Consider the following 25,187-nt stretch of genomic DNA (forward strand, 5'->3'; position numbering starts at 1 on the left):
TTCATGGCTCGGCCCCCTGGAAGACCGCCCGGTAGGCCGGGTCCCGCCACAGGACGTGGTGCGGGCCGCAGGCGCGCACCACGCCGCCGTCGAGCCAGACGACTTGGTCGGCACGGGCGGCGGTGGCCGGCCGGTGGGCGGCGACGAGCCGGGTGCGGCCGAGAGGGTCGCTGGTGAGCGCCCGGCCGACCTGGCGCTCGGTCACGGTGTCCAGGCTGGAGGTGGCGTCGTCGAGCACGAGCAGCCGCTCCCCCTGCGCGAACGCCCTGGCCAGGCCGATGCGCTGCCGCTCGCCGCCCGACATGGGCGCGTCGCGGAGCGGGGTGGCGTAGCCGAGCGGCAGCCGCCGCACGAACACGTCCGCGCACGCCGCCTGCGCCGCCTCCACTACCCGTCGCCCCGGCTCCTGAAGCTCGGGAAGGGGCTCGGGCTCCGGGGCGATGGCGTCGCCGATCGTCTCGCCGACCAGCGCCGGGCGTTCGAACGCATAGCCGATCGCCCGCCGCAGCTCCGCCTCCGGCAGCTCCCCCAGGGGGACGCCGTCGAGCAGCACGGTCCCGCGTTCGGGCTCGGCCAGCCGCCCGGCCAGCGCCGCCAGCAGGGACTTGCCGGACCCGGACCGCCCGACCACGGCCGTCACGGACCCGCCGGGAAGGGTCAGGTCGCCGACGGTCAGCCCGTTCACGGCCACGTCGCGGAACTGGAGCGTCCCTGGCCCGGGCGGGAGCGGGCGGGAGCCGTACCGGACGGGTGGCAGGTCGAACACCTCGGCCACCCGCCCGGCGGCGGCGCGCGCCCTGGCCAGGCCGCCGATGTGGCCCAGCGCCGTGCTGAGTGAGGCCCCGAGCACGGCGTAGCGCGCGGCGGAGTAGAGCTCTCCGACGGTGAGGTCGCCGGCCGCCAGCATGAAGCCGCCTGCGGCGAGCACGGCGATCTCCAGCAGCGGCACGACGAGCCCGGACCGGACGGCGGCCGAGGCGTTGGCCCGCCACAACCCCATCCCGTGCGCGCGCAGCCGGGGCAGCGGCGCGAGCACGCGGCGCGACTCTCGGCCCGCCGTGCCCGCGGCGGCGATCGTGCGGGCGCCGCCCAGCGCCTCCACGAGGCGGGCGGCGATCTCGCCCTGCACCTCCTGGTAACCGCCCGAGATCGTGGTCGTCGCGCGGAGGAAGGCACGCAGGACGAGGAGGATGACGACGATGCCCGCCCCGAGCGTCAGCGTCAGGACGGGAGCGATGAGGGTGAGCGCGACCAGCGCGCCCGCCGTGGGCACGAGCAGGGCCAGCGCGCTGGTCACCGTCTCGGGCGCCCGGCCGACCTCCTCGGCGTTCAGGCCGGCCCGGGTGACGAGCTCGCCTTCCGGGAAGCGGCGGATGGCCGCCGAGCCGGTGCCGAGGACGTGCCGCAGCACGCCGGTACGCAGGGTCGCGGCGGCGTGGGCGCCGCTGGCGCCGCGCGCCCACACGCCGACGCTCTCGCAGAGCATCACGGCGGCGACCGCGGCGGCGCAGAGCGCGAGCCAGTGGGTGGCGTCCGGCCCGCGCGTCACGAGGGTGTCCACGGTGCGGCCGATCAGGTACGGGACGGCCAGCTCGCCGGCCGCTCCCACGACCGCGGTCCCGGCCAGCACGGCGGGCCATGGGCCGCTGCGCCGTACCGCGCCGGCCACCAGCCGGTCTCCTGCCCGCAACGTGACGCCTCCTTCACCGTCAATGTCCCCGCGCCGTGGTGAACGGCGCGGGGACCTTTATGCGCAAGATCAGTGGCACAGAGCGACACTGAGGTTGCTGGGCTTGCCGGAGTGGCAGGAGAGAACGGTCAGCGTGCTGCCGCCGCTGGCCACGTCGCTGGCCGCGGGAGCCTCAAGACCCTGCAGGTCGAGAAGAACCATGTCGTACACCTCCTTCCGTGGTCTCGTCGGGGAGAGGCCGCTCGGGTGCGGCCTCCAGGAACGGCAGATGGCAGGGTCCGTCGCCCAGCGCCGAGGCGAGGGCGAAGAGCACGCCGGCCGTTCCGGTCGCGAAATCCATGGACAGGCGCAGGAGCTGGTCGCCGGGGAAGGCCAGGCCCCCCGCGTACGGCAGCGCGTGCCAGCGCAGCCCCTTCACCAGTTCGGGCACGTCCCCGGCGCCCGCCGCGATGATCCCGGCGCGTCCGGTGAACAGCCCGGCCTGCACGAAGAAGCCCGCGCGCCCGGCGAGCCGCAGCTGCGCCAGCGCCGTCGCGAACGCCTCGTCGTGCCGGTGCCGCAGGTAGCGCTCCAGCACGAGGGCGATCCCCGCGGACCCCTCGTCGAGGTACGGCAGCAGCCGCCACCCCTGGTTGACCTGGAGCGAGCCGTCTTCCGAGTGCCGGCAGCGCCGCAGGTCCTGCCGCAGCGCGGTGGCCGCGAGGTCGAGCAGCGCCGGGTCGCCGGTGTGCTCGTAGGCGCGCAGGAACAGCAGCGCGGGGCCGGACGAGCCGTGCATGAGCCCGGCGCGCGGGTTGGTGCCGCCGCTGATCTCGGGCACGGGGGTGTCGAGCCGGCCGGCGCAGATGTCCGCCGCGCGCAGGGCGAGGTCCGTGTGCCCGAAGTGGAGGAGGTTCAGCCCGATGCCGGACAGGCCGGAGACGAGCGCCGATTCCAGCCGGTCCCATTTCTCGCGCAGGCAGATCTCGACGAGGTCGTGCGCGTCCTCGTGGTGTCCGAGCAGGTCGAGCACGTACGCGATGCCATGCAGCCCGTCGTACAGGCCGAGCCCGGAGCCCTGGACGGGGCGGCGGGCGCGCTCGCGCAGCCAGCTCTCGTACTCGGGGTAGGGGCCGAGGCCGGCGCTGTGCAGGGCGAACAGCACGCCGGCGGCTCCGTGCGCGAGGTTGAGCCCGCCGCCGGGCTGGAACTGGGCGACGTCGCCGGGAAAGAGCCGGTCGTCGCGCCCGGGCGTGGCCGCGGCCGTGATCGCTGTGGCCATGGCGTTCCGCAGCTCGGGCCAGCTCGCCACGCCCGGCATGGGGACGGCGGCGGTGTCCCGCTCGCCGCCGGCGATGGTCGCGACGGCCCCGTCCATCATGCTCGCCGGCACCGGGAACGTCTCCTTGACGATCTCCCCGAGGTGCACCACCTTCGGGCGGTGCAGCGGCAGCATGATCGTGCACTGGGGCGCGAACAGGCCGAGGCGCAGGCAGGCCAGCGCGTACCGGTCCACGTCCACGCCCTGGCGGTCGGCCGGGGCGGCGAAGGCGGGGTGGGCGAGCGCGGCGCGCGCCTTGTCCTCGGCGAGCGTGGCCACCTCGTAGTCGATCAGCGCCACCCGGCCCTCGTCGGTCAGCAGGATGTTGTCGGGGTGCAGGTCGCCGAAGACGACCCCGCGCTCGTGCAGCGAGCCGACCGCGCGGGTCACCTCCTCCAGCGTCCGCACCGCCCACTCGGTGTACTCGGCCAGGTCCCGCTCGGTGCAGGTGGCGCGGGTGAGCGGGTAGCGGTGCACGAGCCGGCGCTGCAGCGGCGTGCCGTCCACGAACTCCTGGACGAGGAAGTGGTGCTCGCCGAGCGTGAAGTAGCCGCGCAGCGCGGGGGCGGCCGGCAGGCCGGACAGGCGTTCGAGGATGTCGCGCTCGTGCTCGATCCTGGCGACCGCGTCGCGGCCCGCCGCGTCGAGCCCGGCGTGCGGCCTGGCCTCCTTGAGCACCACGCGCTCGCCGGTCCGCTTGTCGCGGCCCAGGTAGACGCCGCCGCCGTTGGAGAAGTGCAGGACGCTCTCGATCGTGTACGGCAGCCCGGTCGTCGTCACGGCGTTACGGGCGGCGAGCTGCGGCTCCAGGAACGCGGGCAGCGTCGTCCACGGCGGCACCGAGAACGTGGCGCCCCGCACGTCCGGCACGAGCCGGCCGTCGCCGTCCTCCAAGGCCAGCACGCGCTCGCCCGTCGGTGACAGGCAGTGCCGCTCGGCGAAACCGCCGTACCTGACGAACAGCGGGCCCTCGTTGTAACGCAGATCGCTCAGGATGTACGGGCCGCGCACGTCGCGCAAAAGCTCGTCGAGCTCTTTCAGCACGAGTTCGAGCTGCGCCTCGTCCCTCGGGTAAATGGTGACGAGCTTGCCGCTGGAGGCCCTTGAGGCGGCCTTGGAGTTCACCATCACCAGGACCGGCAGCCCGCGCAGGAACTTGAACGCCACGCCGCGCGGCATGCAGTAGTCCCACACCGTTTCGATGGCCTTTTCCGCGTCCTCCACGCGGGCCGACACGTGAATCTTCCAGCCCTGCGCCGGCAGCGGCGTGTCGCTGTCCGGAGCGAAGTAACACCAGGTGTCGGTGCGGGCCGAGGACCAGCCGGCGGGCAGCGGGCGGCGCAGAATGGGAAAGTCGGCGTCCGTCGCCGTGCTGTGCTCGAGGTTGTCGTAGAAGCACGGGTCGACTAGGCAATACAGCTCGTACTTGTCCATCTGGCCGGGACCTCCAGGGCGGTGTGTCCAGTAGCTTCCCGCCGCCGGGGGGCGTCCGGCTAGTCACATTCTTCAGCACCGATACATGGCTATTTCAATGGCGTTTGTGAAAATCACATCATTGACCGGGAGGCGATTATTTCTTTCGTGGGACGTACACGCTGAACGTGAATTGACCGGTCCTCGACGAGGTCGCTTCGAGCCAGCCGCCGAGCGCGGAGACGCGGTCGGCCAGGTTCAGCAGGCCCTGGCCGGCGTCGCCGGGGCGGCGCGGCGGGCGCACACCGTCGTTCCTGATCGTCAGGCGGACCATATGGTCACGTTCCAACAGATGCACGGAGCACTGGCGGGCCTCCGCGTGGCGCAGCACGTTCGTGACGCCCTCGCGCAGGGCGTGCGTGAGCGCCTCCTCCACGTCGCCGGGCAGGTCGCGGCAGGACACCCTGATCTGGCAGCGCACCCGCGCCGACTCCAGCAGCGAGCGGGCCGAGCCCAGCTCGGCCGCCAGCGAGGAGCTGCGCAGGCCGTGCGCCACCGCGCGCACGTCGGCCGACAGGTTGCGCAGCAGCTCCAGCGTCTCGCTCACCTCGACCCGCGCCTTCTCGTCGCCCTCGGCGACCAGCCGCTCCAGGAGCTGCACCTTCAGCACCAGCACCGTCAGCCGGTGGCCGACCAGGTCGTGCAGGTCGCGGGTGAAGCGGCGGCGCTCCATGGCCACCGCTCTGCGCATCACCTCGGTACGCGCCTCGCCGAGCCGTCTCGCCCGCTGTGTCAGCGTGATCACCGCGTACTCGGCCAGGCCGGTCAGCGGGGCGGCCAGCGCCCAGAGCGGGTCGATCATCGTCCGGTCGGGGGCCGCGAGCACCACCGGGCCGCAGGCCAGGGCCAGCAGCACCAGCACGACGGAGCGGATCCGGGCCGCCATCACCAGCACCGCGCCCGTCAGCAGGCCGCAGACCGGGGTCCACGCCGCCCCGAACATCGTCAGCGGCAGGTACGTCAGCCACGCCTGCACGGCCACGATCCACCAGGCGCCCGCACGGCGTACCGGGGACTCGGTGATGAACGCGACGTGCAGGCCCAGCAGGACGACCAGCGCGACGGCGCCCCCGGCCAGCGCCTTTGAGGCCGCCAGGCCCGTCAGGACCGGCACGCAGAGGCCGGCGATCCCCGCCGCCAGCCCGAGCCCGCCCACCCAGGAGGGGCCCTTGAGCCGGGCACGCAGATCCCTGAGCCTGGCCCGACGGCCGTGGAGGGTCACGCGGCTTTGGTGGAGCTTGGCACGGCTTTCGTGGAGTCTGGAACGCGCCCGAGACACGAGTCCACGGTGTGTGTCTTCCACCTCACCCCCGGTATGCGTTCAGGTCCGCCTGATCTGCCACGTCGCCAGAGCACCCCACCGTTTTGCAACGTTCCTCTAATCGACCCGATCCGTGTCGCCCGTGTAAAGGTCATTTCCGCTTTTGGACAGCCCTGACTTCCTCGCCACCCTCCTGGTCAACCACGAGATATCTGGTCATATGGTGAGCTTCATGGAGTACACGCGACTGGGTAACTCGGGTTTGAAGGTCTCGCGGCTGTGCCTGGGCATGATGAGCTACGGCGACCCCGCCAAGCAGCAGTGGGCGCTCGCGCAGGACGAGGCGGAGCCCCTCATCCGCCGGGCCGCCGACGCCGGCGTGACGTTCTTCGACACCGCCGACGTCTACAGCGCCGGCGCCAGCGAGGTCGTGACCGGCGCCGCGCTGCGCGCGATCTTCCCCAGGCGCGAGGACTACGTCCTGGCCACGAAGGTGTTCTTCCCGATGGGCAAGGGCCGCAACGACCGCGGCCTGTCGCGCAAGCACATCATGGACGCCGTCGACGCCTCCCTCACCCGCCTCGGCACCGACTACGTCGACCTCTACCAGATCCACCGCTGGGACGACGAGACGCCCATCGAGGAGACCATGGAGGCGCTGCACGACGTCGTCAGGGCCGGCAAGGCCCGCTACATCGGCGCGTCCAGCATGTGGGCCTGGCAGTTCGCCAAGGCGCAGCACGTCGCCGAGTCCCGCGGGTGGACGAAGTTCGTCTCCATGCAGAACCACTACAACCTCCTCTACCGCGAGGAGGAGCGCGAGATGCTGCCGCTCTGCGCCGACCAGGGCGTCGGCGTCATCCCCTGGAGCCCGCTGGCGCGCGGCGTGCTCGCCAGGGCCGGCTCCACCGCCACCACCGCCCGCACCGGCTCCGACGAACGCATCGACTACCTGTACGACCCCGAGAACGACAAGCTCATCATCGACCGGGTCGCCCAGGTGGCCGCCGACCGCGGGCTGCCGGCCGCGCAGGTGGCGCTGGCGTGGGTGCTGCATCGCAGCGAGATCACGGCGCCGATCGTGGGGGCCACGAAATCGCGGCACGTGGACGACGCGGTGGCGGCGGTTTCGGTGAGGCTGTCGGCGGAGGAGGTGGCCTTCCTGGAGGAGCCCTACCGTCCGCGCGAGGTCCGCTTCTGACGCTCTTCTTCCGAACGGGGCCGGCTTCTTCCGAGCGGGCCGGCTCACCCGGGCTCCCCGGCCCTGACCCGCGTCGCCGGGGGGCGCCACCGCGTGGGCAGGATTGTCGGAGCGGCCCCCTAAGGTATGGGTCATGCGGGCAAACGAGGAAGCGGCGGCGGCGCTGCAGGAATACGCGGAGCTGTTCGCGCTGTCCGGCGGCGACGCCTTCCGGGTGCGCAGCTACCAGAAGGCGGCCAAGGCGATCGCCGGGTTCCCCGAGGACATCTCGGTCGTCGACGTACGCTCCGTGCCCGGGGTCGGCGAGGCGATCGCCAAGAAGATGGAGGAGTTCCTGCAGCGCGGGAGTTTCCGCCAGCTCGACGACCTGCGGGGCCGCGTCCCCGACGGCGTGCGCCGGCTGACCAGGGTGCCGTCCCTGGGCCCCAAGACCGCGATCATGCTGTTCGAGGACTTCGGCATCGACTCCACCACCGCGCTGAGCGAGGCGATCACCTCGGGCCGCCTCGACGGCGTCAAGGGCCTCGGCCCCAAGACGCTGGCCAACCTGCTCAAGGGCATCGAGCAGCTGGAGCAGTCGGGCCGCCGGGTGCACATCGGCGGCGCGATGTCGCTGGCCGAGCAGGTGATGGCGTCGCTGAAGGCCGAGCGCATCGCGTACGCCGGCTCGCTGCGCCGCATGCGCGACACGATCGGCGACATCGACATCCTGGCCGTGGCCCCCGACTCCATCATGGAGGACTTCCGCGCCCAGCCGTACGTCGCCGACGTCATCGCCGCCGGCGACAAGAAGACCTCGATCCGCACGACGTCCGGCATCCAGGTGGACCTGCGCGTGGTGCCGGCCGGCTCGTGGGGCGCGGCCATGCAGTACTTCACGGGCTCCAAGGAGCACAACGTCGCCATCCGGGAGATGGCGGTCAAGAAGGGCTGGAAGCTGTCGGAGTACGGCCTGTTCGAGGGCGAGCGGGTGATCGCCGCCGAGTCCGAGGAGGACATCTACGACGCGCTCGGCATGCAGTACGTACCGCCGCCGATGCGCGAGGACGGCGGCGAGGTGAAGGCGGCGCTCGCCGGCGAGCTGCCCGTCCTCGTGGAGCTGGCCGATCTGAAGGGCGACCTGCACACCCACACCGACCTGACCGACGGCATCGCCTCCCTGGAGGACATGGTGGCGGCCGGTCACGCCCGCGGCTACGCCTACTACGCGGTCACCGATCACGCCCCCGACCTGGCGATGCAGCGCATGACCCTCGACAAGGCGCTGGAGCAGCGGGGCCGCGTCGCCGAGCTGCAAGCGAAATATCCCGACATGCGCATCCTGCACGGCTCCGAGCTCAACATCGCCCCCGACGGCTCCGTCGACTGGCCCGCGGAGATCCTGCGGGAGTTCGACGTGTGCGTGGCGTCGGTCCACTCGCACTTCACCCTGTCACGCGACGAGATGACCCGCCGCTTCATCGCCGCCTGCGAAAACCCGTACGTCGACATCATCGGCCACCCCACCACCCGCAAGATCGGCAAGCGCGAGCCCGTCGACGCCGACTGGGACGCCGTCTTCCGCGCCGCCGCCCGCACCGGCACGGCCATGGAGATCGACTCCTACCCCGACCGCTCCGACCTGCCGTCCGACCTGGTGCGCCTGGCCAAGCACCACGGGGTCAAGTTCTCGATCGACAGCGACTCCCACGCGATCCCCCACCTGGCGCACCAGCGCTTCGGCGTCGGCATCGCCCAGCGGGCCTGGCTCACCTCCGACGACGTCATCAACACGTGGCCGCTGGAGCGCCTGCTGGCCTTCCTGGGCCGGTGATCACCCCCCGTTCCAGGCCTGCAGCCGATTCCGCCACACCCAGCGCCCCTTCTGCTCGCCGTCCTTGATCCGCACCCAGTGCTCCGGCCCCCGCCCTCTGGCCGCACAGGTGGCCTTGACCGGCTCGCCGGACGGAGGCAGCTCGGCCGCCTTCCGATACTTCTTGCCCGGCCCGAGCCTCACGGGGGCCGGGTCGCGGGTCTGGTTGACGTACCGGCAGGTCGGCGAGCGACTGACCGAGTCGGCGCCGGCCGAGGCCGGGGGGATGACGGCGAGCGCGACACCGAGGAGAATGCCTGGCGCGGCACCCGCGAGAAGGCGTCCGGCGACTCCCATGAACCGTCCCCTTTCGACGAGACAGGTCTCCACCCCTCCCCTTCTCTCCAATGCGGACTTAACGCCATATATACGGATGTTTTGAGCACCTCTTGAAGCCCACCTAAGCTCCTCGCTCGCCCCTCCCGCGCTCCTGCCTCGCCACACGGCCGCCTCACCACACGGCGGGCCCCGCGCCACCACCTCGCCTCCGCCACGCGCCCGCTCCTCGCCCCGGCCGCTCGCAGCGCCACGCCGCCGCCAGTGCCCGCGCCCCGCCCACCGCCTCTTGCCGCTTGCCGCCGCGCGCTCGCCTCGCCCAACGCCACGGGCCCGCCCACGCTTCGCCCCCTCGCCACGCTCGTGGCGGCGCCAATCACTGCCTTCCCCTGATCCTGCGCCACCAGAGTCCGTCTCCCGGGATCGTCCTCCGCAGTCCGTCTCCCGGGATCGTCCTCCGCAGGAGCCGGCGCCCGCCAGGAGCCGCCTCCCTCAGGGGTGCATCCACCCAGAGAATGACAAACCCTGGTCCGATGTGCCGATCCCAGGATTGCGAGAAACTGTCCTCACCACCCGCCCCACCCCACCAGAAGGAGAACCCCGGAGGATGCACTCCGCGCGAAAGAAGCCCCGCACGCTGCTGGCGCGCGTGCTGGCGATACTGGCCGCCCTGCTCGTCGCCGCCCTCGCCGGAGTAGCCCTGGCCTATCCCTCACTGGCCGCGACCACCTGCCCCGGCTGCTACGGCCTGGCCGAGCTGGAAGATTCCGTCTACACGGAAGACGGCCTGTCGGAAGCACAGCAGGCGCGGGTGAAGCAGACGATCGCGGAGGCCCGCACCCGCATCACCGCCTTCTACGGCAGCCAGACGAGCACCCCCACGCTGCTCGTCTGCGTCACGGAAGGTTGCTACGAGCGGATCGGAGGCGGCAAGGAGCGCGGCATCGCGGTGCTCAACCGGGCGGTGATGCTGTCCCCGAGGGGTCTCGACCCGGTGATCGCCTCTCACGAGATGTCCCACGTAGAGCTGCACACCAGGCTCACGTCCGGCGCGGAGATTCCCCAGTGGTTCGACGAGGGCCTGGCGGTCGTGGTCTCCGACGACCCCCGCTACCTGGCCCCCAAGACGACCGAAGACCGCTGCCTCGCCTCCCCATCGGGCCCACTCCCGGCAACCCTGGACGAGTGGCTGAGCACGGCGAGCAAGGACGCGAACACCTACGCCAAGTCCGCCTGCCAGGTATCCCGCTGGTTACACGCCAACGGAGACCGCACGGGCCTCCTCTCCTTGATCGAGCACCTCAACACCGGCGCCCCGTTCGCAAGTCTGGTAAGCCCTGCGTGACCCCTTCTCCAGCACGGACACCGCAAGAGCCGCACTCGCCCAGGTTGCGCCCGACCCTGCAGGCCGTCACCTTCTCCGCCCCCACCAAAAACCCGCGCCTGTCCCCGTAGGCCGCGTCTGGGGGTTGGGGTGGGTCGGGGCTCGGGTAGGGGACCAGGAGTGGCGCCGGGTGGAACGTTCCCCCAGCGCTGGGACACATTTTGGCAATGAAGGGCGCGCGGAGACAGCACGAGGAGATTAAATGGTTTCCTGGTAGGAAATAGGTATTAAGAGGTGATGCTCCATGAAGCAAGCCACCGCGGCGATCGTGAAGCCCCTGCCCGACCACCTGTTCAAGGTGCACGGCAACAGCGCCGAGATGCGCTGGGAAGCCATGGCGGGTCTCGGCTACCACACCCCGAACGACCGGTTCTTCGTCCGCAACCACACCTTCACCCCGCTCATCGACGTCACCACCTGGCGGCTGGGCATCCATGGGGCGGGCGTGCGATGTCCGCGCGCGTTCAGCTACGAGGAGTTGCGCGCCATGCCGTCGCGCACCTACGACGTGGCGATCGAGTGCGCGGGCAACGGCCGGCGCTTCTACCGGACGCAGCAGCACGACGGCGCCCCCGGCACGCAGTGGGGGCTGGGCGCGATCGGGGTGGCGCGGTGGCGCGGGGTGCCACTCAGGTACCTGCTCGACCAGGCAGGGGTACGACCGGAGGCGGTGGACGTGCTGCCCGTCGGGCTCGACGCGCCGTTCGAGGACCACGGGCACGTACGCCGGCCGCTCCCCGTCGGCAAGGCCATGGACGACGTGCTCGTCGCGTACGAGATGAACGGAGTCCCGCTCCCACCCGATCACGGATTTCCGGCACGGCTGGTGGTGCCGGGATGGGTGGGAATAGCGTCCATCAAATGGCTCGGTGACATAGAAGTTTCCACTGAACCGCTCTTCACGCCGTGGAACACGGTCTTTTACCCGGACGTCACGACGCAGCCGGTGAAGAGCGCGTTCGAGCTTGCCTGGAATGCACGGCTGCCCGTCGCGGGCCCGCACATCCTGCACGGCCGATCATGGTCGGGGCGGGGCAGGATCGTGCGGGTGGAGGTCAGCTTCGACGGCGGGCTGACCTGGCGGACGGCCGAGCATCATGGCCAGCACCTGGTCAAGGCCTGGTTGCCTTGGCACGTCGCGTGGGCTCCACGACGCACGGGCACCCGCCTGCTCATGGCGCGCGCCACCGACGAGACGGGCGCCACGCAACCGCTCACCACGCCGCGCCACCCGTTCGGATACCACTTCGACGCCGTCGTCCAACACCCCATTCACGTCGTCAATGGATAGGAAATTGTCACGGATCCGGGCTGAGCTGGAGCATTCCTTTATCCCGCGTACGGCGCACTCGAATTCATCTGGAAGACTCGCCAGGAAACCTTCCGGAAATCCCTTCATGTGATGCTGTCCATCTCAGGGAAAAGGAGAGCCGATGCGCCAGCTGACCGCACTCGACGCCCAGTTCCTCAACGTCGAGACGCCGACGACCGCCGCACACGTGGCGGGCCTGGCGATCCTCGACCCGGCGGACGGAGCGGTCACCAGGAGCGCGCTGGCGGAGCTCCTCCTCGACCGGATCCACCTGTCCCCCGCGCTCAGCCTGCGCCTGGCGGAGGTGCCGCTCCGCCTCGACCACCCTTACTGGGCCGCCGACCCCGACTTCGACCTCGACCATCACCTCTTCGAGACGACCCTGCCCGAGCCGGGCGACCACTGGCAGCTCGCCGACACCGTCGCCCAGCTCCACGCCCGCCGGCTCGACCGCGCGCACCCGCTGTGGGAGATGCACCTCATCCACGGGCTGAACGACGGGTTGGTGGCCGTCTACACGAAGGTGCACCACGCCGCGATCGACGGCATCTCAGGCGCGGAAACCCTCGCCACACTGCTCGACCTGACCCCGCACGGCCACCTGACCTCCAGCCGCCACTCCACGACGGTAAGCAAAGGCGCCGAAGCGATCAGCGGTGGTAAGGCAAGCGACGGTGAGAGCGGGCCGGCGAGTGGCGGCGACGGCGGGGCAACTGATGGCGGAAGTGAGGCGGTGCGTGAGGGAGGTGCTTGTGCCGGTGTCGCCGTGCGTGGGGGCCGCGACGGGTCGGCTCAGGCGGGTTCCAGTGGGTCCAGGCAAGCGGCCCACGACGCTCGTCCGGACGGCGGCACGGGCCTGCACGATGCCCACCCGGACGACGCGAGCCTGAACGACACAAGCCCGAACGGCGCCCGCCTGAACGGCGCCAGCCCGAACGACGCCAATCCGGACGAAGTGAGTCCGATCGACGCTAGTCCTAACGACATCGGGCAGGTGGACAGCGGTGTGGGCGATGAGGCTCCTGGTCTGGTTGGCATGTTGGCCGGGGCCGTGTTGCGGAGCGCTACCCAGCCCGTCCGGGCCGTTCGGGCGGTGGTCAGGGCGGCGGGGGATCTGGATGTGATTCCGGTGGTGGGCGGGCTGCCGGGGGCGAGGCTGGTGGCCAGGGCGGCGCGGATGGTGGGGCGTGATGGGCAGCGGCGGCCCGAGCTGCCCAGTCTCGCCGCCCCCCGCACGCCGTTCAACGGCCCCATCAGCGCTCGCCGTCACCTTTCGTTCGGCTCGGTGTCGCTCAAGGACGTCAAGAAGGTCGCCAAGGCCAACGGCGTCAGCGTGAACGACGTGGTGATGACCCTGTGCACGTCGGCCCTGCGTTCGTGGTTGTGCGAGCGGGACGCGTTGCCGGAGGCGCCGCTGGTCGTGGGGGTGCCGGTGGCGGTGCGTAAGGCACAGGCGAAGGACCTGGTGGGGAACCAGATCTCGGCGATGGTGGCGCCCATGCCGACGCACCTGTCCGATCCGAAGGAGCGTCTGCGGGAGGTGGGCGCCGCCATGGGCCGGGCCAAGCGGCGCTTCGCGGTGGCTCCGGCGACGTGGTTGAGCGAGCTGTGCTCGATCCTGCCGACGCCGGTCACGAGCCTCGCCACGCCGGCGATCTTCCGGTTGGCGGGCATGACGTTCCCGCCGATCAACCTGATCATCAGCAACGTGCCGGGCCCGCAGTTCCCTCTGTACCTGTGTGGCGGGCGGATCCTGTCGTACTACCCGCTGTCGGTGCTGACCGACCTGAGCGGCGGCCTGAACATCACCTGCTTCTCGTACGACGGCATGCTCGACTTCGGCATCGTGGCCTGCCCGGAGCGGGTGGACGATGTGTGGGGCCTGCTGGTGCACCTGCGTACGGCGCTCGATGAGTTGCTAGACGAGCGAGTGGGCGATGAGTTCCGCGACGGCGTCGGGGTCGATCTGGTGGCCGGTTAGCTGGCAGAGGTTCTCCTGGTAGATGAGGATGGCCGCGAACGTGGCGGCCGCCACCTCCAGCCGGGCCGCGTCGCCGCGCGCGCCGGGCAGGGCCAGGCCAAGGGCGAACCGCGCGCGTCTGACCAGCTCGCCGTTGAGGCGTCCGAGGCGTTCCTTGACGGAGCTGTGCGTGTCGGCCTCCCGGAACAGGATGCGCCGCATCGCCGGCGAGGCGCGCAGGGGCAGGACGCGCGCGAGCCTGGACAGCGTGCCCGCCGGGTCGCCGGGCACGGCGTCGACCTGGTCGTTCTCCTCGACGTGCGTGCGCTCGTCCACGAGGGCGACCAGTACGTCGATCTTGCGCGGGAAGTACTGGGAGATCAGGTCGCCGGGGACCTTCGCGAGTTTGGCGATGAGGGTGGTCGGGGTGGCCGCGTAACCGCCGCCCGCGAAGAGCTCCTCGGCCGCGTCCAGGATGCGGGTACGCACGTCGTTCAGGATGCCTGTGTGCCCGTCGTCCGGGATGTCCGGGTGCCCATCGTGCGGGATGTGTGTGCGCCTGTTGTCCGGGATGTCGGGGTGCCCGTCGTTCAGGAGGCGCGTGCACCCGTTGTCCGGGATGTCCGGGTGCCGGTCGTTCAGGATGCGCGTGCGCCTGTCGTTCAGGATGCCGGGGTGCGCGTCGTTCAGGTTGCGCGTGTGCGCGTCACCGCTCATCACAGCTCCGCACCATAACCCCACCTGCGCCCGATCGCCATCTCGCGGCAGAGAGGCCGGTGCCGAGCCCTGCTCGGCCCTCTCGCCGCACCCTCCTGGACCTCATTCGTCCGAGTCGGCGATGTAGCATGTGAGACGAAAACGTCTCAAACAATACGTAGGTGTCTACCATGGCAGCGACACGTGACCAGATCATGAAGGCCGCGATCCAGCACCTCAACGAGAGCCCGGCCGCGTCCATGGCCCAGCTCGCCGAGGCGGTGGGGATCAGCAGGGCCACCCTGCACCGGCACTTCAGCAGCCGCGACGACCTGATGCTGGCCCTCGCCCACCGTGCCCACGACCAGTGGGAGGACCTGCAGACGAGCAGCGGCATGGTCGCCGCCACCGCGTCACAGGACCGGGCGGCGCTGGAGCGGGCCTTGAAAGCGCTGCTGGAGGGCCTGATCGAGGTGGCCGACGAGTACGGGTTCGGCCTGACCGACGACCGCCTCGCCACCCACCCCGAGCTGAAGCGGCGCGCCGACGAACTGGAGGAGCGCGAGGTCGTCTTCTACGCCGCCGCCCAGCGCGCCGGCCTGCTGCGGGCCGACCTGCCCGCCCGCTGGATCAGCAACACCGTGTTCGGGCTGCTCGTGGCCGTGCGGGAGAGTCTGCGCCACGGCGACGTCGCCCGCCGGGACGTGGCGAGGCTGCTGCTCGACACGTTCCTGCACGGCGCCGCACCCGAGGAGGAGCGAGCATGACGATCACCACGCCGACCGTCCCGGCGAGGAGGCGATGGGCGGGCCTGGCGGTGCTGTCGGCCAGTGTGCTGCTCGTCGTCATGGACATGACCGTCCTGAACGTCGCCCTGCCCGCCATCTCGGCGGACCTGCGGCCGGAGTCGATCGAGCTGCTGTGGATGGTGGACGCGTACGCGCTGGTCCTGTCCGGGCTGCTCGTCACCGTGAGCGCGCTCGGCGACCGGTGGGGCCGCAAGCGGATGCTGATGACGGGGTTCGCGGTGTTCGGGCTGGCGTCGACGGCCGTGCTGGCGGCCGACAGCCCGCTGGAGGTGATCGCGGTACGGGCGCTGCTCGGCGTCGGCGGCGCCATGATCATGCCGTCCACGCTGTCCATGATCCGGAACCTGTTCACCGACCCCGCCGAACGCGCCAAAGCCCTCGGCGTGTGGTCGGCCATGGCCGCCGTCGGCGCCGCACTGGGGCCGCTCGTGGCCGGGGTGCTGCTGGAGCACTTCAGCTGGCACGCCGCGTTCCTCGTGAACGTGCCCGTCATGGTCCTCGCCATCGGGTTCGGCCTGTTCCTGCTGCCCGAGTCCAAGAACCCCAGGCCCGGACGCTGGGACGCCCTGGCCACACTGCTGTCCATGGCCGGCATGGTCGCCCTCGTCTACGCGATCAAGAACTTCGGCAAGTACGGCCTCACCTCCCCCGGCGCCCTCGTGGCGAGCGTGGTGGCGGTGGTGGCGCTGGGCTGGTTCGCGGTGCGGTGCCTGCGCAGGCCCGATCCGCTGCTGGAGCTCCGGCTCTTCCGCAGCGCGCCCTTCTCCGCCGGCGTCGTGACGGCGCTGATCACGTCGATCGCGATGGCGTCCGTATTGCTGCTGCTCGCGCAGTGGATGCAGCTCGTCCAAGGGTACGGGCCGCTGGAGGCCGGCGTCCGGCTGCTGCCCGCCGCGCTGGCCGCCGTCATCGCCTCACCGCTGGCGCCGTCGCTGGCCGCCCGCATCGGAGCCCGTACGGTGCTCGCCGGCGGGCTGGCCCTGACCGGGGTGGCGTTCCTGCTGCTGTTCGTCGTGCCGGGCACGCTCGGGTACTGGACCGTCGCGGTCGCCCTCACCCTCGTCGGCCTGGGGAACGGGTCGCTCGCCATCGCCTCGGCCACCATCATGTCCGGCTCGCCACCGGTGAAGTCGGGCAGCGCGGCCGCCATCGAGGAGACCAGCTACGAGCTGGGCGGAGCGCTCGGGGTGGCCGTCCTCGGAAGCGTCGCGGCCGCCGCCTACCGGAGCGAGGTGACGTACTCGGGGCCTGGAGCCGGCGTCGTACGGGAGTCGCTGGGCGGGGCGCTCGACGTCGCCAAGGAGATGGGGGCGGCGGGCGGGCGGCTCGCCGAGCAGGCCACCGAGGCGTTCACCAACTCCCTCATCCTGACCAGCGGGGTCGCGGCGCTGCTGCTGGGGGTGGGGGCCCTGGTGGTGTGGTGGCTCACCCCCCGCAACCTCGACCTGTCCGCCGCCGACCACCACTGACCTGGACGCGGGCCCGCCGGGGCCGGCGAGTGGCACAGGCCGCGGGGCGGGCGGCGCATGGGTCGCACGGGTCGCAGCGGGCGAGCCGGAGTCGCGCCGGGCGTGGCGGGCGGCGCCGAACTCGCGTGCGCGGCAGAGGCGCGGGGCCGGTCGAGCTGCGGAGGGGTACGCGGAGCGGACGCGGCGGCGCGAAGCGGGTGCGGCGCCTGGGCTGCAAAACGCGGTGGAAGCCGGCAAGCGCGGGAGGAAGCGAGCAGGCGGGAGCGTGGCCGGTGGGCACGCGGGCGAGGGCGCGCGATGGGCGGGCCGAGGATGCGCACGACGTGGCGAGCGGGGTGGGGAAACGCGTGGGCGAGGGCGCCGTAGCGGAGGAAGGGGTGGGTGGGGTTAGCGGTCGGGGCCGGCGACCTGGTCGGCGACGCGGCCGATGCGGGCCAGGCGGGCCAGGGCCGGGCGGGCCAGGACCTCGCCTATGTCGTGCAGGGCGACGATGAGCTCCTCCACCCCGTCGAGCGGCATGTCCGGCTCCCTGTTCAGGAGGATTCCGCGGTAGTCCTCCGGGGAGACGGCGCCGCCGGGGAGTTCGATGCGGTCTTCCTCGGCGCGGAACAGCACCGGGACGGACGTGTCGAGGACGAGGGCGAGGGCGGTCAGCTCCGCTGCGGTGAAGGAGCGTTGGCCGCGTTCGGCCTGGTGGACGGCCTGGCGGCTCCATGGTCGGTCGAGGTAGCGGCCGAGGGCTTCGCCGAGCTCGGTCAGCGACATCCGGCGTTCGGCGCGCAGCCGGGCGATCTGCCGCCCGATGGCTTCTTCTACCCGCATCCCCACACCTCTCCAGCTTCTCCCCGTATCCTGCACCTCTCCAGCCCAGTTGTCATTGTGCAGGATGACACCGACAGTCAGCCATTGACGGACTGTGAGCGTCGCAGTACTGTGTAAATGCAGAGAGTTCCCCGTCAATGTAGTCGATGACATGAGCGATGGTGAGGCGCGAAATGCAGGACATCGTCATTGAGGTGGTCGGACCGGTCGGCGACTGCGCCGTGCTCAAGGTCGCCGGCGAGGTCGACGTGTTCACCGCGCCCAAGCTGCGTGAGCAGATCATCGATCTGGCGGCCAAGGGCACCGTGCACGTCATCGCCGACCTGAGCGCGGTGCAGTTCCTCGACTCCACGGGGCTCGGCGTGCTCGTCGGCGGTCTCAAGCGGCTGCGTACGCAGGACGGCACGCTCTCGCTCGTCATGACGACGGACCGCATCTCGCGCATCTTCAAGATCACCGGCCTGACCGCCGTGTTCGCCTCCCACTCCTCCGTCCAGGACGCGATCACGGCCGATCCGCACTGGAAGCAGGTCGTGGAGGGCGCGGCGGGCAGCGTCGCCGAGTGGTGCGGGAGCAACAGCCTGGCGTGATGTCCCAGGGGCCACCCCCCGCGGCCCCCATAGCCGCCCATGGTCGCCTCTCATGGCCGCCCCTATGGCCCCTCGACGCCGCACGCACAGCAAGCCGCACGCGTGGCGAGCCGCACGCGTGGCAAGGGGCCGGGCGAGAAAGCGCCGTCAGGGGCGGGAGGCGGTGTCGAGGACGGCCAGTTCCTCGGCGCTCAGGGAAAGCGCCGCCGCCTCCATCAGCGGCCCCAGCTGCGCCAGGTCGCGCGCGCTGGAGATCGGCGCCGTGACCGTCGGCTGGGCGGCGAGCCAGGCCAGCGCCACCGACGCGGCCGCGACCCCCCGCTCCTCCGCCAGCCGGCTCAGCGCCTCCACGGTGCGCGGCCCGTGGGGCGTGTCGAGGTATTCGGCCGCCTTTCCTGCGCGCGGGCTGTCCACGTGCGCGCCGGGCGCGTACTTGCCGGTCAGGAATCCGCGCGCCAGCCCGAAGTAGGGCACGCTGGACAGCCCTTCGCGCGCGACGACGTCGCGCAGCTCGCCCTCGTAGTCGCGCTCCACCAGGTTGTACGGCTGCTGCAGCGCGACGTACCTGGCCAGCCCTTCGCTGTCGGAGGTCTTGAGCGCTTCGGTCAGGCGCGGCGCGGAGTAGTTGGACGCCCCGATGTGGCGGACCTTGCCCTCCTGGATGAGCGCGTCGAACGCGGCCAGCGACTCCACCAGCGGCGTGTCGTGGTCGTCCACGTGCGCCCAGTAGAGGTCGATGTAGTCGGTACGCAGCCGCCGCAGCGAGTCTTCGACCGCGGTCCTGATCGTGGCGGGCGCGAGCCCCTGGAGCCCTTCCAGCATGCCGACCTTGGTGGCGAGCACGATCGAGTCGCGGTTGCGCCGCGAGGCCAGCCACTCGCCGATGATCGTCTCGGACGTGGACTCCCCCGTGGCCCAGTACGGGTAGACGTCGGCGGTGTCGAGGAAGTTGCCGCCGCCGTCGACGTAGGCGTCGAGGATCGCGAACGACGTCTCCTTGTCGGCCGTCCAGCCGAAGACGTTGGTGCCGAGCGCTATCGGGAACACGGACAGGTCCGTGGTGCCTATTGATCTCATCCCGCTATTATCCGCACATCCAACAAGGAGACTGCGATGCGGCCCCGGTTACTCGGATGCCTGGTCGGCGCGGTGATCGCCGCTGGTCTGTGTCTGGCGGCCCTGGCGGTGATGATCGTGCTGCGCCCCGGCGGCCAGGAAACGCCCCGTCCGCGACCCTCGCCCTCCGCGACCGAAATCGTGGCCGAGCGGCGGCTGGACGAGCGCAGGATGGAGCTGACGATCAGGTCGCGGGCGCTCGACGCGACCACGAAGGTGCGCCTGCTGCTGCCGCGCGGCTGGGAGTCCCGTACCGGCTGGCCGGTGTTGTGGCTGCTGCACGGCGGGCTCGACGACGAGACCTCGTGGACGGCCAAGACCGACGTGGAGGCGCTCACCCGCGACACGGGCGTGCTGGTCGTGATGCCGGACGGCGGCAAGTGCGGCAGCTACTCCGACTGGTGGAACGGCGGCGCGGGCGGCCCGCCGCGCTGGGAGACCTACCACCTGAAGGAGCTGCGGCCGCTGCTGGAGGCGCGCTACCGGGCGGGCGGGCGGCAGGCGATCGCGGGCTACTCGATGGGCGGGCAGGGCGCCATGCTGTACGCGGCCAAGGGGCACTTCGAGGCGGCGGCCTCGTTCAGCGGCGCGCTGCACATCCTGGGCCCGGGGGTGCCGCAGGCGGTGATGGCGGGCACCGCGCTCGGCTGTTTCGGCACCGATTGGAAGCGCATCTGGGGCGATCCGGAGGAGCAGCGGGAGGTCTGGCGCGCGCACAATCCCTACGACCTCGCCGACGAGCTCAAGGGTGTCCGGCTGTACGTGGCCGCCGGGGAGGGCGACCTGGTGGAGGATTTGGCGAACCGGGCGGCCAGGGCGTTCGCGGGCCGGCTGGACGAGCTGGGCATCCCGGTACGCACCCATTTCTACCGGGGCGGGCACAACCACACGTCTTGGCAGCGGGAGCTGCACCGGGCCTTCCCCCTGCTGATGTCCGCGATCGGGGCGAAACCAGTCAGGTGACGCCCCCAACCGGAAGCCGGTCAGTTGACGCGGTCGACCAGGGAGTGGCACAGGGCGCGCAGCTCGGCCGCGTCGGGCAGGCACGCGTCGAGCACGCCGAGCGCCGACGACAGGTAGCGGTCGGCCAGCGCCCGTGCCCGCTCGCGGCCTCCGGCCTCCTCGACGAGGTGGGCGGCGTGCCGTACGGACTCCTCGTCGCCCGTGCCGGAGGCGAGGACGGCGGCGAGCTCGCGGGCAGCGGGGCCGCCGGAAGCGAGGGCGGCCAGCACGGGGAGGGTCTTCTTGTCGCGCCGCAGGTCGCTGTGGACGGGCTTGCCGGTCAGGCGGGGGTCGCCCCAGATGCCGAGCATGTCATCGACGATCTGGAAGGCGATCCCGAGGTCGCGCCCGACCGCCCACATGCGGTCGGCCAGCTCGGGCGCCCCGCCGAGGGCGACGCCCGCCGCGGTGGCGGCGCCGAGCAGGCCGCCGGTCTTGCCGGCGGCCATCTCGGCGTACTCGTCGATGGTGACGGCGTCGGGGCCGCGCCAGGGGCGGTTCTCGAAGGCCATGTCGGCGGTCTGGCCCTGGACGAGCTCGATCAGGGCCGCCGACAGGTAGGGCATCGCCTCGGGCCGCCCGGCGAGCTGGGTGACGGCCAGGGCGAGGAGCGCGTCGCCGGTGAGCAGCGCGGGGCCGACGCCGTACGCCTTCCAGAGGGCGGCGCGGTGCCGGCGCAGCTCGTCGCGGTCGATGATGTCGTCGTGCGCGAGGGAGAAGGCGTGCACCAGCTCGACGGCGACGGCGCCGGGCAGGGCGGACTCGGCGGTGCCGCCGACGGCTTCGGCGCTGAGCATGGTGATCGCGGGCCGCACGCCCTTGCCGCCGTCGCCGGCGCTGGGCCCGCCGTCGGTGTCGGACCAGCCCAGCGCGAACGCCGCCATCCGGGCGCCCCAGGGGTGCAGCACCGACACGGCCTCGCGCAGGGCGGGCTCGAGGAGGCCGTGGCAGCGCGCCATGGCGGCCCCACTCATCGGATGACTGCGGTTCACTTGGCGCTCCTACCCCGGGTACGATCTTGAATCTACATGCACAAGCATGTGATACTCCACCCAACGGTTGACATATGTCAGGAAATGTCCGTGATGCGAGACGGGCACCGTAAGCGATGGAGGAAACACACGTGGCGACCGCCACCGCTCCCGACCGAACCCTGCCCTTCCTCCGGAGACTGACGAAACACGCCCGTATCCCCATCAACGCCTTCGAAGAGGCCGGCACGCAGGCCGACGGTGAGCTCGTCCGCCTCTCGATGGGCCCCTTCCGCCCCTACCTGGTCACCCACCCCGACCACGTCCAGCACGTGTTCGTCGCCAACCAGCGCAACTACGTCCGCGAGGGCATGTTCTGGGACCCTCTGGCGCCGCTGCTCGGCGAGGGCATCCTGTCCGACGGCGACAGCTGGCAGGAGAGCCGGCGGATCCTGCAGCCGCTGTTCACCGCCAAGTACGTGAACTCGCTCGCCGAGCGCATGGCAGAGATCATTGACGAGCTGATCGAGGAGACCGTGGTCCCCGGACAGCCGTTCGACGTGGCCAAGGGCGTCTCCGCGATCGTTCATCCGACGATTGTGCGGTTGTTCTTCGGCGCGAAGATCTCGGTGGCCGACATCAACCGGCTGGTGCCCGCCTACGACGTGGCCGTCACCGCCAAGGCCATCAGGCTCGTGATGCCGTTCGTCCCCGACCAGTTCCCTATGCCGGGCGACCGGCCGTTCAAGCGCGCCATCGAGACCATCGACGACGTCGTCTACCCGCGCATCAGGCAGGCCAGAGCGCAGGAGCAGGTGGGCGACGACGTCGTCTCACGGCTGTGCCGGGCCCGCCAGGACGACCTCGGCGCCGAGGGCGACCGGCGGATCAGGGACGACCTGGTCGCCATGCACGGCGCCTCCACCGAGACCTCGGCGACCGCGCTGACCTGGGCCTGGCCGGTGCTGCAGGCGTACCCGGAGATCGCGGCCAAGGTGCAGGAGGAGATCGACCGGGTGGTCGGCGACGACCGGGTCACCACCGCGCACCTGCCCGACCTGGTCTACCTGCGGATGTTCGTCCACGAGCTGCTGCGCCTCTATCCGCCGGGCTGGATCCTGCCGCGCATGGCGGTCGAGACCGACGTCGTGGACGGGGTCACCATCGAGGCGGGCTCCACCGTGCTGCTCAGCCCCTTCCTGACGCACCGGCTGCCGAAATTCTGGGACCGGCCGCTGGTCTTCGACCCGGAGCGGTTCGCCCCGGGCAACGACAACCGGCGGCATCGCTACGCGTACTGGCCGTTCGGCGCCGGGCCCCACGTGTGCCTGGGGCAGCACCTGTTCATGATGGAGGCGCCACTGCTGATCGCGGGCATCCTGCGCAAGTACCGGCCCGTCGTGCACCACGAGGGGCCCGTGCTGCCACGCCTGGCCTCCTCGTTGCGGCCGGTGGCGGGGCTGAGCATGACGCTGGTACCCCGGTGAGCGGCGCGTTCGGCACCGGGCGGGCCTGCGCCGTGGCCGTGGCCGGCGGGCGCGACCTGGCCAGGACGGCGGCCCGGCACGGCGGGCTCTTCCCGGACAAGGCGTTCGACAGCGGGCTCTACCACGCGCTGGCCCTGGCCGGGGCGTTCGGCTCGCCCTGGGCGACGGCCGCGCAGCTGCGGGCGGTCAACCTCGCCTCCTTGCTGGTGTTCGCGGTGGACCGGCTGATCGACGAGGAGGCCACCTCCCGCGAGCAGGTCTCCGGGCTCATCGCGGCCTGCCTGACCGCCGCCGGCGGGCCCCCACCTGTTGCGGACGAGGCCTCGGACGGAGCCTCGGACGGAGCCCCGGACGGAGCCGTGCCCGGCGCCTCGGACGCCGCCGCCTTCCTGGCGGAGCTGCACGCCGAGCTGCGCGCCGAGCTGGGCGCCACCCCCGAGCCGGGCGCGGCCCCGCGTGAGCAGGCGGCCGAGCTGGAGGCGGCCTGGCGCGAGGAACTGGCGCGCATGCTGGGCGCGATGGCCCGCGAATGGGACTGGCGCCGCGCCGCACGGCTGCCGGGCGCGGCGCAGTACCTGGCCAACGCCGACAGTTGCGGCGCGTACTTCGTGGCGCTCACGCTCTGGATCAGCACGGGTCAGGTGCGCGACCCGCGGGAGCTGGAGCGGCTGCGGCCGGCGGGCGAGGCGGTGCAACGCTACCTGCGCCTGCTCAACGACGTGGCCACCCGGAACAGGGAGGCTCGCTCCGGCGACCTCAACGCCTTCACGCTGGGCCTGGGGCCGGACGAGGTGAACGAGCGCATGACCGCGCTGGCCGCGCAGGCGAGCGAGCTGATCGAGCCGCTGCGCCAGGAGCATCCGCGCGCGGCCTCCTACCTGGACTGGCAGATCCACTACAGCGCCGGCTTCTACGAGCTGGCCGACTTCTGGGCCGAGGCGGCTTCGTGATCGACGTTCCTCGCCGGGCCGACGCCCTGGTCTCCGAGCTCATGGCCAAGCCCTGGGGCAGCGTGTCCCCGTCGGTGTACGAGACCGGCCGCCTGGTCACGATCGCGCCATGGCTGGTGGGGCATCGGGAGCGGGTGGCGTACCTGCTGGCCGAGCAGAACGGCGACGGCTCCTGGGGCGCGCCCGACGGCTACGGCCTGGTGCCCACGCTGAGCGCGACCGAGGCGCTGCTGTCGGCGGCGGCGGGCTGGGACGGCGGCGACCGGCAGGCTCTCGAATCCGCCGCCCGGGCGGGGCTCGACGCCGCGCGGCGGCTGCTCGGCGAGCCGCCCGAACTGCCCGACACGCCGGCGATCGAGCTGATCGTGCCGCACCTGCTCGCGCTCCTGGCCGAGCACGGCGTCACCGGGACGCTGCCCCTGCCGCCTGGTATGGACGGCAGACGGCTGGGCCAGATCAGGCAGCTCCTGCGCTCCGGCATCGAGCCGCCGCAGAAGGTCATGCACGTCCTGGAGGTGGCGGGCAGCGCCGCGGTGCGGGCCGGCGGCGTGCGGCCGACGTCGATCGGCACGATCGGGGCCTCGCCCGCGGCGACCGCGGCCTGCATGGACGCGCTGCCGCCCGATGCGGCGGACTCGGCGCGGCGGCACCTGGAGGCGGTGGCCAAGAGGTACGGAGGGCCGGTGCCCGTCGGCCTGCCGATCACCGTGTTCGAGCGCGGCTGGGTGCTGAGCTGGCTGGCCAGGGCCGGCGTGCCGGTGGAGGTACCGCCGGAGATGCTGGCGGACCTGCGGGCCGCCGTCGGACCGGACGGGACGTCCGCCGGGGCCGGGTTGCCACCCGACGCCGACACCACGAGCGTGGCGCTGTACGCTCTGGCCCTGCTCGGCATGCCGTGCGAGCCGGAGTCGCTGAAGGCGTTCGACACCGGGACGCACTTCTGCACCTGGCAGGGTGAGGACGGCTTCTCGGTCAGCGTGAACGCCCACGTGCTGGACGCGTTCGGGCAGTACGTGCGGGCCAGGCCGGCGGCGGCGGGGACCTACCGCCCGCTGATGGCACGAGTGGCACGGTGGCTGGCCGGGCGGCAGGGCAGGGACGGGAGCTGGACGGACCGCTGGCACGCCTCCCCGTTCTACGCCACGCTGAGCTGTGTGCTGGCGCTGGGCGAGTTCGGCGGGCCCGAGCACGCGGGGGCGATTCGCGCGGCCAGGGAGTGGCTGATGGCCACGCAGCGGGCGGACGGGTCGTGGGGCCGGTGGGCCGGGATGCCGGAGGAGAGCGCGTACGCGGTGCAGGCGTTGCTGCTAGGCGGCCCCGAGCCGGACGAGCGGTGCGTGGAGGCTGCCAGGCGGGGTTACGCGTTCCTGACCCGCGTGGTCGATTTATCAGATTATCCACCACTGTGGCATGACAAGGACCTTTACACGCCGCTCGCAATTGTGAAGGCAGCGGTGCTCGCCGCACTGCACGCAGCGGAACCCTACCTCCAAAGGAGAATTTAGCAGGAAAAATTGGGACATAGTGACCTAACTGCACTCTTTCGTGTTGAGGGAGGAATGTCGC

20 protein-coding genes and 1 pseudogene are annotated in these 25,187 nt (G+C 71.6%); 12 read left to right on the forward strand and 9 right to left on the reverse strand.

The annotated features are described in order from the left end of the window. Position 1: 1 nt before the first annotated feature. The 4 genes from HCN51_RS05925 to HCN51_RS62155 form a co-directional block, all read right to left on the reverse strand. Positions 2-1,690 carry an ABC transporter ATP-binding protein gene (locus tag HCN51_RS05925; RefSeq protein WP_168007622.1) on the reverse strand — a complete coding sequence of 563 codons (1,689 nt, stop codon included), beginning with the start codon at positions 1,688-1,690 and terminating at the stop codon, positions 2-4. Positions 1,691-1,759: 69 nt separating this feature from the next. After that, a complete protein-coding gene (locus HCN51_RS05930) occupies positions 1,760-1,891 on the reverse strand; it encodes a SapB/AmfS family lanthipeptide (RefSeq protein ID WP_103955008.1) in 132 nt (43 codons plus the stop codon). Further along, on the reverse strand, positions 1,863-4,424 hold the full coding sequence (gene lanKC / locus HCN51_RS05935) for a class III lanthionine synthetase LanKC (RefSeq protein WP_168007624.1): 2,562 nt from the start codon (positions 4,422-4,424) through the stop codon (positions 1,863-1,865). Before lanKC ends, HCN51_RS05930 begins: the two co-directional genes overlap by 29 nt. A gap of 136 nt (positions 4,425-4,560) precedes the next feature. After that, a complete protein-coding gene (locus HCN51_RS62155) occupies positions 4,561-5,685 on the reverse strand; it encodes a histidine kinase (protein WP_168007626.1) in 1,125 nt (374 codons plus the stop codon). 271 nt (positions 5,686-5,956) lie between these two features. Between HCN51_RS62155 and HCN51_RS05945 the strand changes: the two genes are divergently transcribed. Next, on the forward strand, positions 5,957-6,925 hold the full coding sequence (locus HCN51_RS05945) for an aldo/keto reductase (protein WP_168007628.1): 969 nt from the start codon (positions 5,957-5,959) through the stop codon (positions 6,923-6,925). A gap of 133 nt (positions 6,926-7,058) precedes the next feature. Further along, positions 7,059-8,738 (forward strand): DNA polymerase/3'-5' exonuclease PolX, encoded by a 1,680-nt coding sequence (gene polX / locus HCN51_RS05950; protein ID WP_168007630.1) that lies wholly within the window; start codon positions 7,059-7,061, stop codon positions 8,736-8,738. On the opposite strand, the gene HCN51_RS05955 is transcribed toward polX, so the two are convergent. Next, positions 8,739-9,074, reverse strand: coding sequence for an SH3 domain-containing protein (locus tag HCN51_RS05955; RefSeq protein ID WP_168007632.1), 336 nt, complete (start codon positions 9,072-9,074; stop codon positions 8,739-8,741). A gap of 586 nt (positions 9,075-9,660) precedes the next feature. Here HCN51_RS05955 and HCN51_RS05960 point away from each other — a divergent pair. From HCN51_RS05960 to HCN51_RS59055, 3 genes are all read left to right on the forward strand, one after another. Beyond that, a complete protein-coding gene (locus HCN51_RS05960) occupies positions 9,661-10,398 on the forward strand; it encodes a hypothetical protein (protein WP_168007634.1) in 738 nt (245 codons plus the stop codon). A gap of 283 nt (positions 10,399-10,681) precedes the next feature. Further along, positions 10,682-11,728, forward strand: a complete 1,047-nt coding sequence (locus HCN51_RS05965) for a sulfite oxidase (RefSeq protein ID WP_168007636.1) — start codon at positions 10,682-10,684, stop codon at positions 11,726-11,728. A 142-nt stretch (positions 11,729-11,870) separates the two neighbouring features. Then, a complete protein-coding gene (locus HCN51_RS59055) occupies positions 11,871-13,730 on the forward strand; it encodes a wax ester/triacylglycerol synthase domain-containing protein (protein ID WP_240972502.1) in 1,860 nt (619 codons plus the stop codon). Here the strand turns inward: HCN51_RS59055 and HCN51_RS05980 are convergent. Next, positions 13,668-14,426 carry a TetR family transcriptional regulator gene (locus HCN51_RS05980; RefSeq protein ID WP_240972504.1) on the reverse strand — a complete coding sequence of 253 codons (759 nt, stop codon included), beginning with the start codon at positions 14,424-14,426 and terminating at the stop codon, positions 13,668-13,670. The genes HCN51_RS59055 and HCN51_RS05980 overlap by 63 nt on opposite strands. A 170-nt stretch (positions 14,427-14,596) precedes the next feature. On the opposite strand from HCN51_RS05980, the gene HCN51_RS05985 reads away from it, so the two are divergent. Together HCN51_RS05985 and HCN51_RS05990 are read left to right on the forward strand one after the other, a co-directional pair. After that, positions 14,597-15,172, forward strand: a complete 576-nt coding sequence (locus tag HCN51_RS05985; RefSeq protein ID WP_168007638.1) for a TetR/AcrR family transcriptional regulator — start codon at positions 14,597-14,599, stop codon at positions 15,170-15,172. After that, positions 15,169-16,683 (forward strand): MFS transporter, encoded by a 1,515-nt coding sequence (locus HCN51_RS05990; protein ID WP_168007640.1) that lies wholly within the window; start codon positions 15,169-15,171, stop codon positions 16,681-16,683. The genes HCN51_RS05985 and HCN51_RS05990 overlap by 4 nt, the downstream gene beginning before the upstream one ends. Positions 16,684-17,070: 387 nt before the next feature. Here the strand turns inward: HCN51_RS05990 and HCN51_RS05995 are convergent, their stop codons facing one another. Then, positions 17,071-17,505: a helix-turn-helix domain-containing protein gene (locus HCN51_RS05995; RefSeq protein WP_168007643.1), complete on the reverse strand. Its 435-nt coding sequence runs from the start codon at positions 17,503-17,505 to the stop codon at positions 17,071-17,073. A gap of 173 nt (positions 17,506-17,678) precedes the next feature. Between HCN51_RS05995 and HCN51_RS06000 the strand changes: the two are divergent. Further along, a pseudogene (locus tag HCN51_RS06000) lies at positions 17,679-18,011 on the forward strand (STAS domain-containing protein); the annotation flags it as partial. Positions 18,012-18,242: 231 nt separating this feature from the next. Here the strand turns inward: HCN51_RS06000 and HCN51_RS06005 are convergent. Continuing rightward, entirely contained in the window at positions 18,243-19,172 is a 930-nt protein-coding gene (locus tag HCN51_RS06005) for an aldo/keto reductase (RefSeq protein ID WP_168007647.1), read from the reverse strand. A 36-nt stretch (positions 19,173-19,208) separates the two neighbouring features. On the opposite strand from HCN51_RS06005, the gene HCN51_RS06010 reads away from it, so the two are divergent. After that, positions 19,209-20,174, forward strand: a complete 966-nt coding sequence (locus tag HCN51_RS06010) for an alpha/beta hydrolase (protein WP_168007649.1) — start codon at positions 19,209-19,211, stop codon at positions 20,172-20,174. Between the two features lie 20 nt (positions 20,175-20,194). Here HCN51_RS06010 and HCN51_RS06015 read toward each other — a convergent pair whose 3' ends face one another. After that, the gene (locus tag HCN51_RS06015) at positions 20,195-21,205 is read right to left on the reverse strand and encodes a polyprenyl synthetase family protein (protein WP_346433546.1); all 1,011 of its coding nucleotides are present in this window, start codon (positions 21,203-21,205) and stop codon (positions 20,195-20,197) included. A gap of 131 nt (positions 21,206-21,336) precedes the next feature. Here HCN51_RS06015 and HCN51_RS06020 point away from each other — a divergent pair, with 131 nt between their 5' ends. From HCN51_RS06020 to HCN51_RS06030, 3 genes are read left to right on the forward strand one after another with little or no spacing between them, the layout of a single operon-like run. Beyond that, complete coding sequence (locus tag HCN51_RS06020; protein ID WP_168007651.1) at positions 21,337-22,671, forward strand: cytochrome P450; 1,335 nt, start codon at positions 21,337-21,339, stop codon at positions 22,669-22,671. Then, entirely contained in the window at positions 22,668-23,621 is a 954-nt protein-coding gene (locus HCN51_RS06025; protein WP_168007653.1) for a terpene synthase family protein, read from the forward strand. Before HCN51_RS06020 ends, HCN51_RS06025 begins: the two co-directional genes overlap by 4 nt. Then, a complete protein-coding gene (locus tag HCN51_RS06030; protein WP_206066620.1) occupies positions 23,618-25,126 on the forward strand; it encodes a prenyltransferase/squalene oxidase repeat-containing protein in 1,509 nt (502 codons plus the stop codon). The genes HCN51_RS06025 and HCN51_RS06030 overlap by 4 nt, the downstream gene beginning before the upstream one ends. The last annotated feature ends 61 nt before the right edge of the window (positions 25,127-25,187 follow it).

It is taken from the genome of Nonomuraea composti, assembly GCF_012034275.1.
Classification (GTDB): Bacteria; Actinomycetota; Actinomycetes; order Streptosporangiales; family Streptosporangiaceae; genus Nonomuraea; species Nonomuraea composti.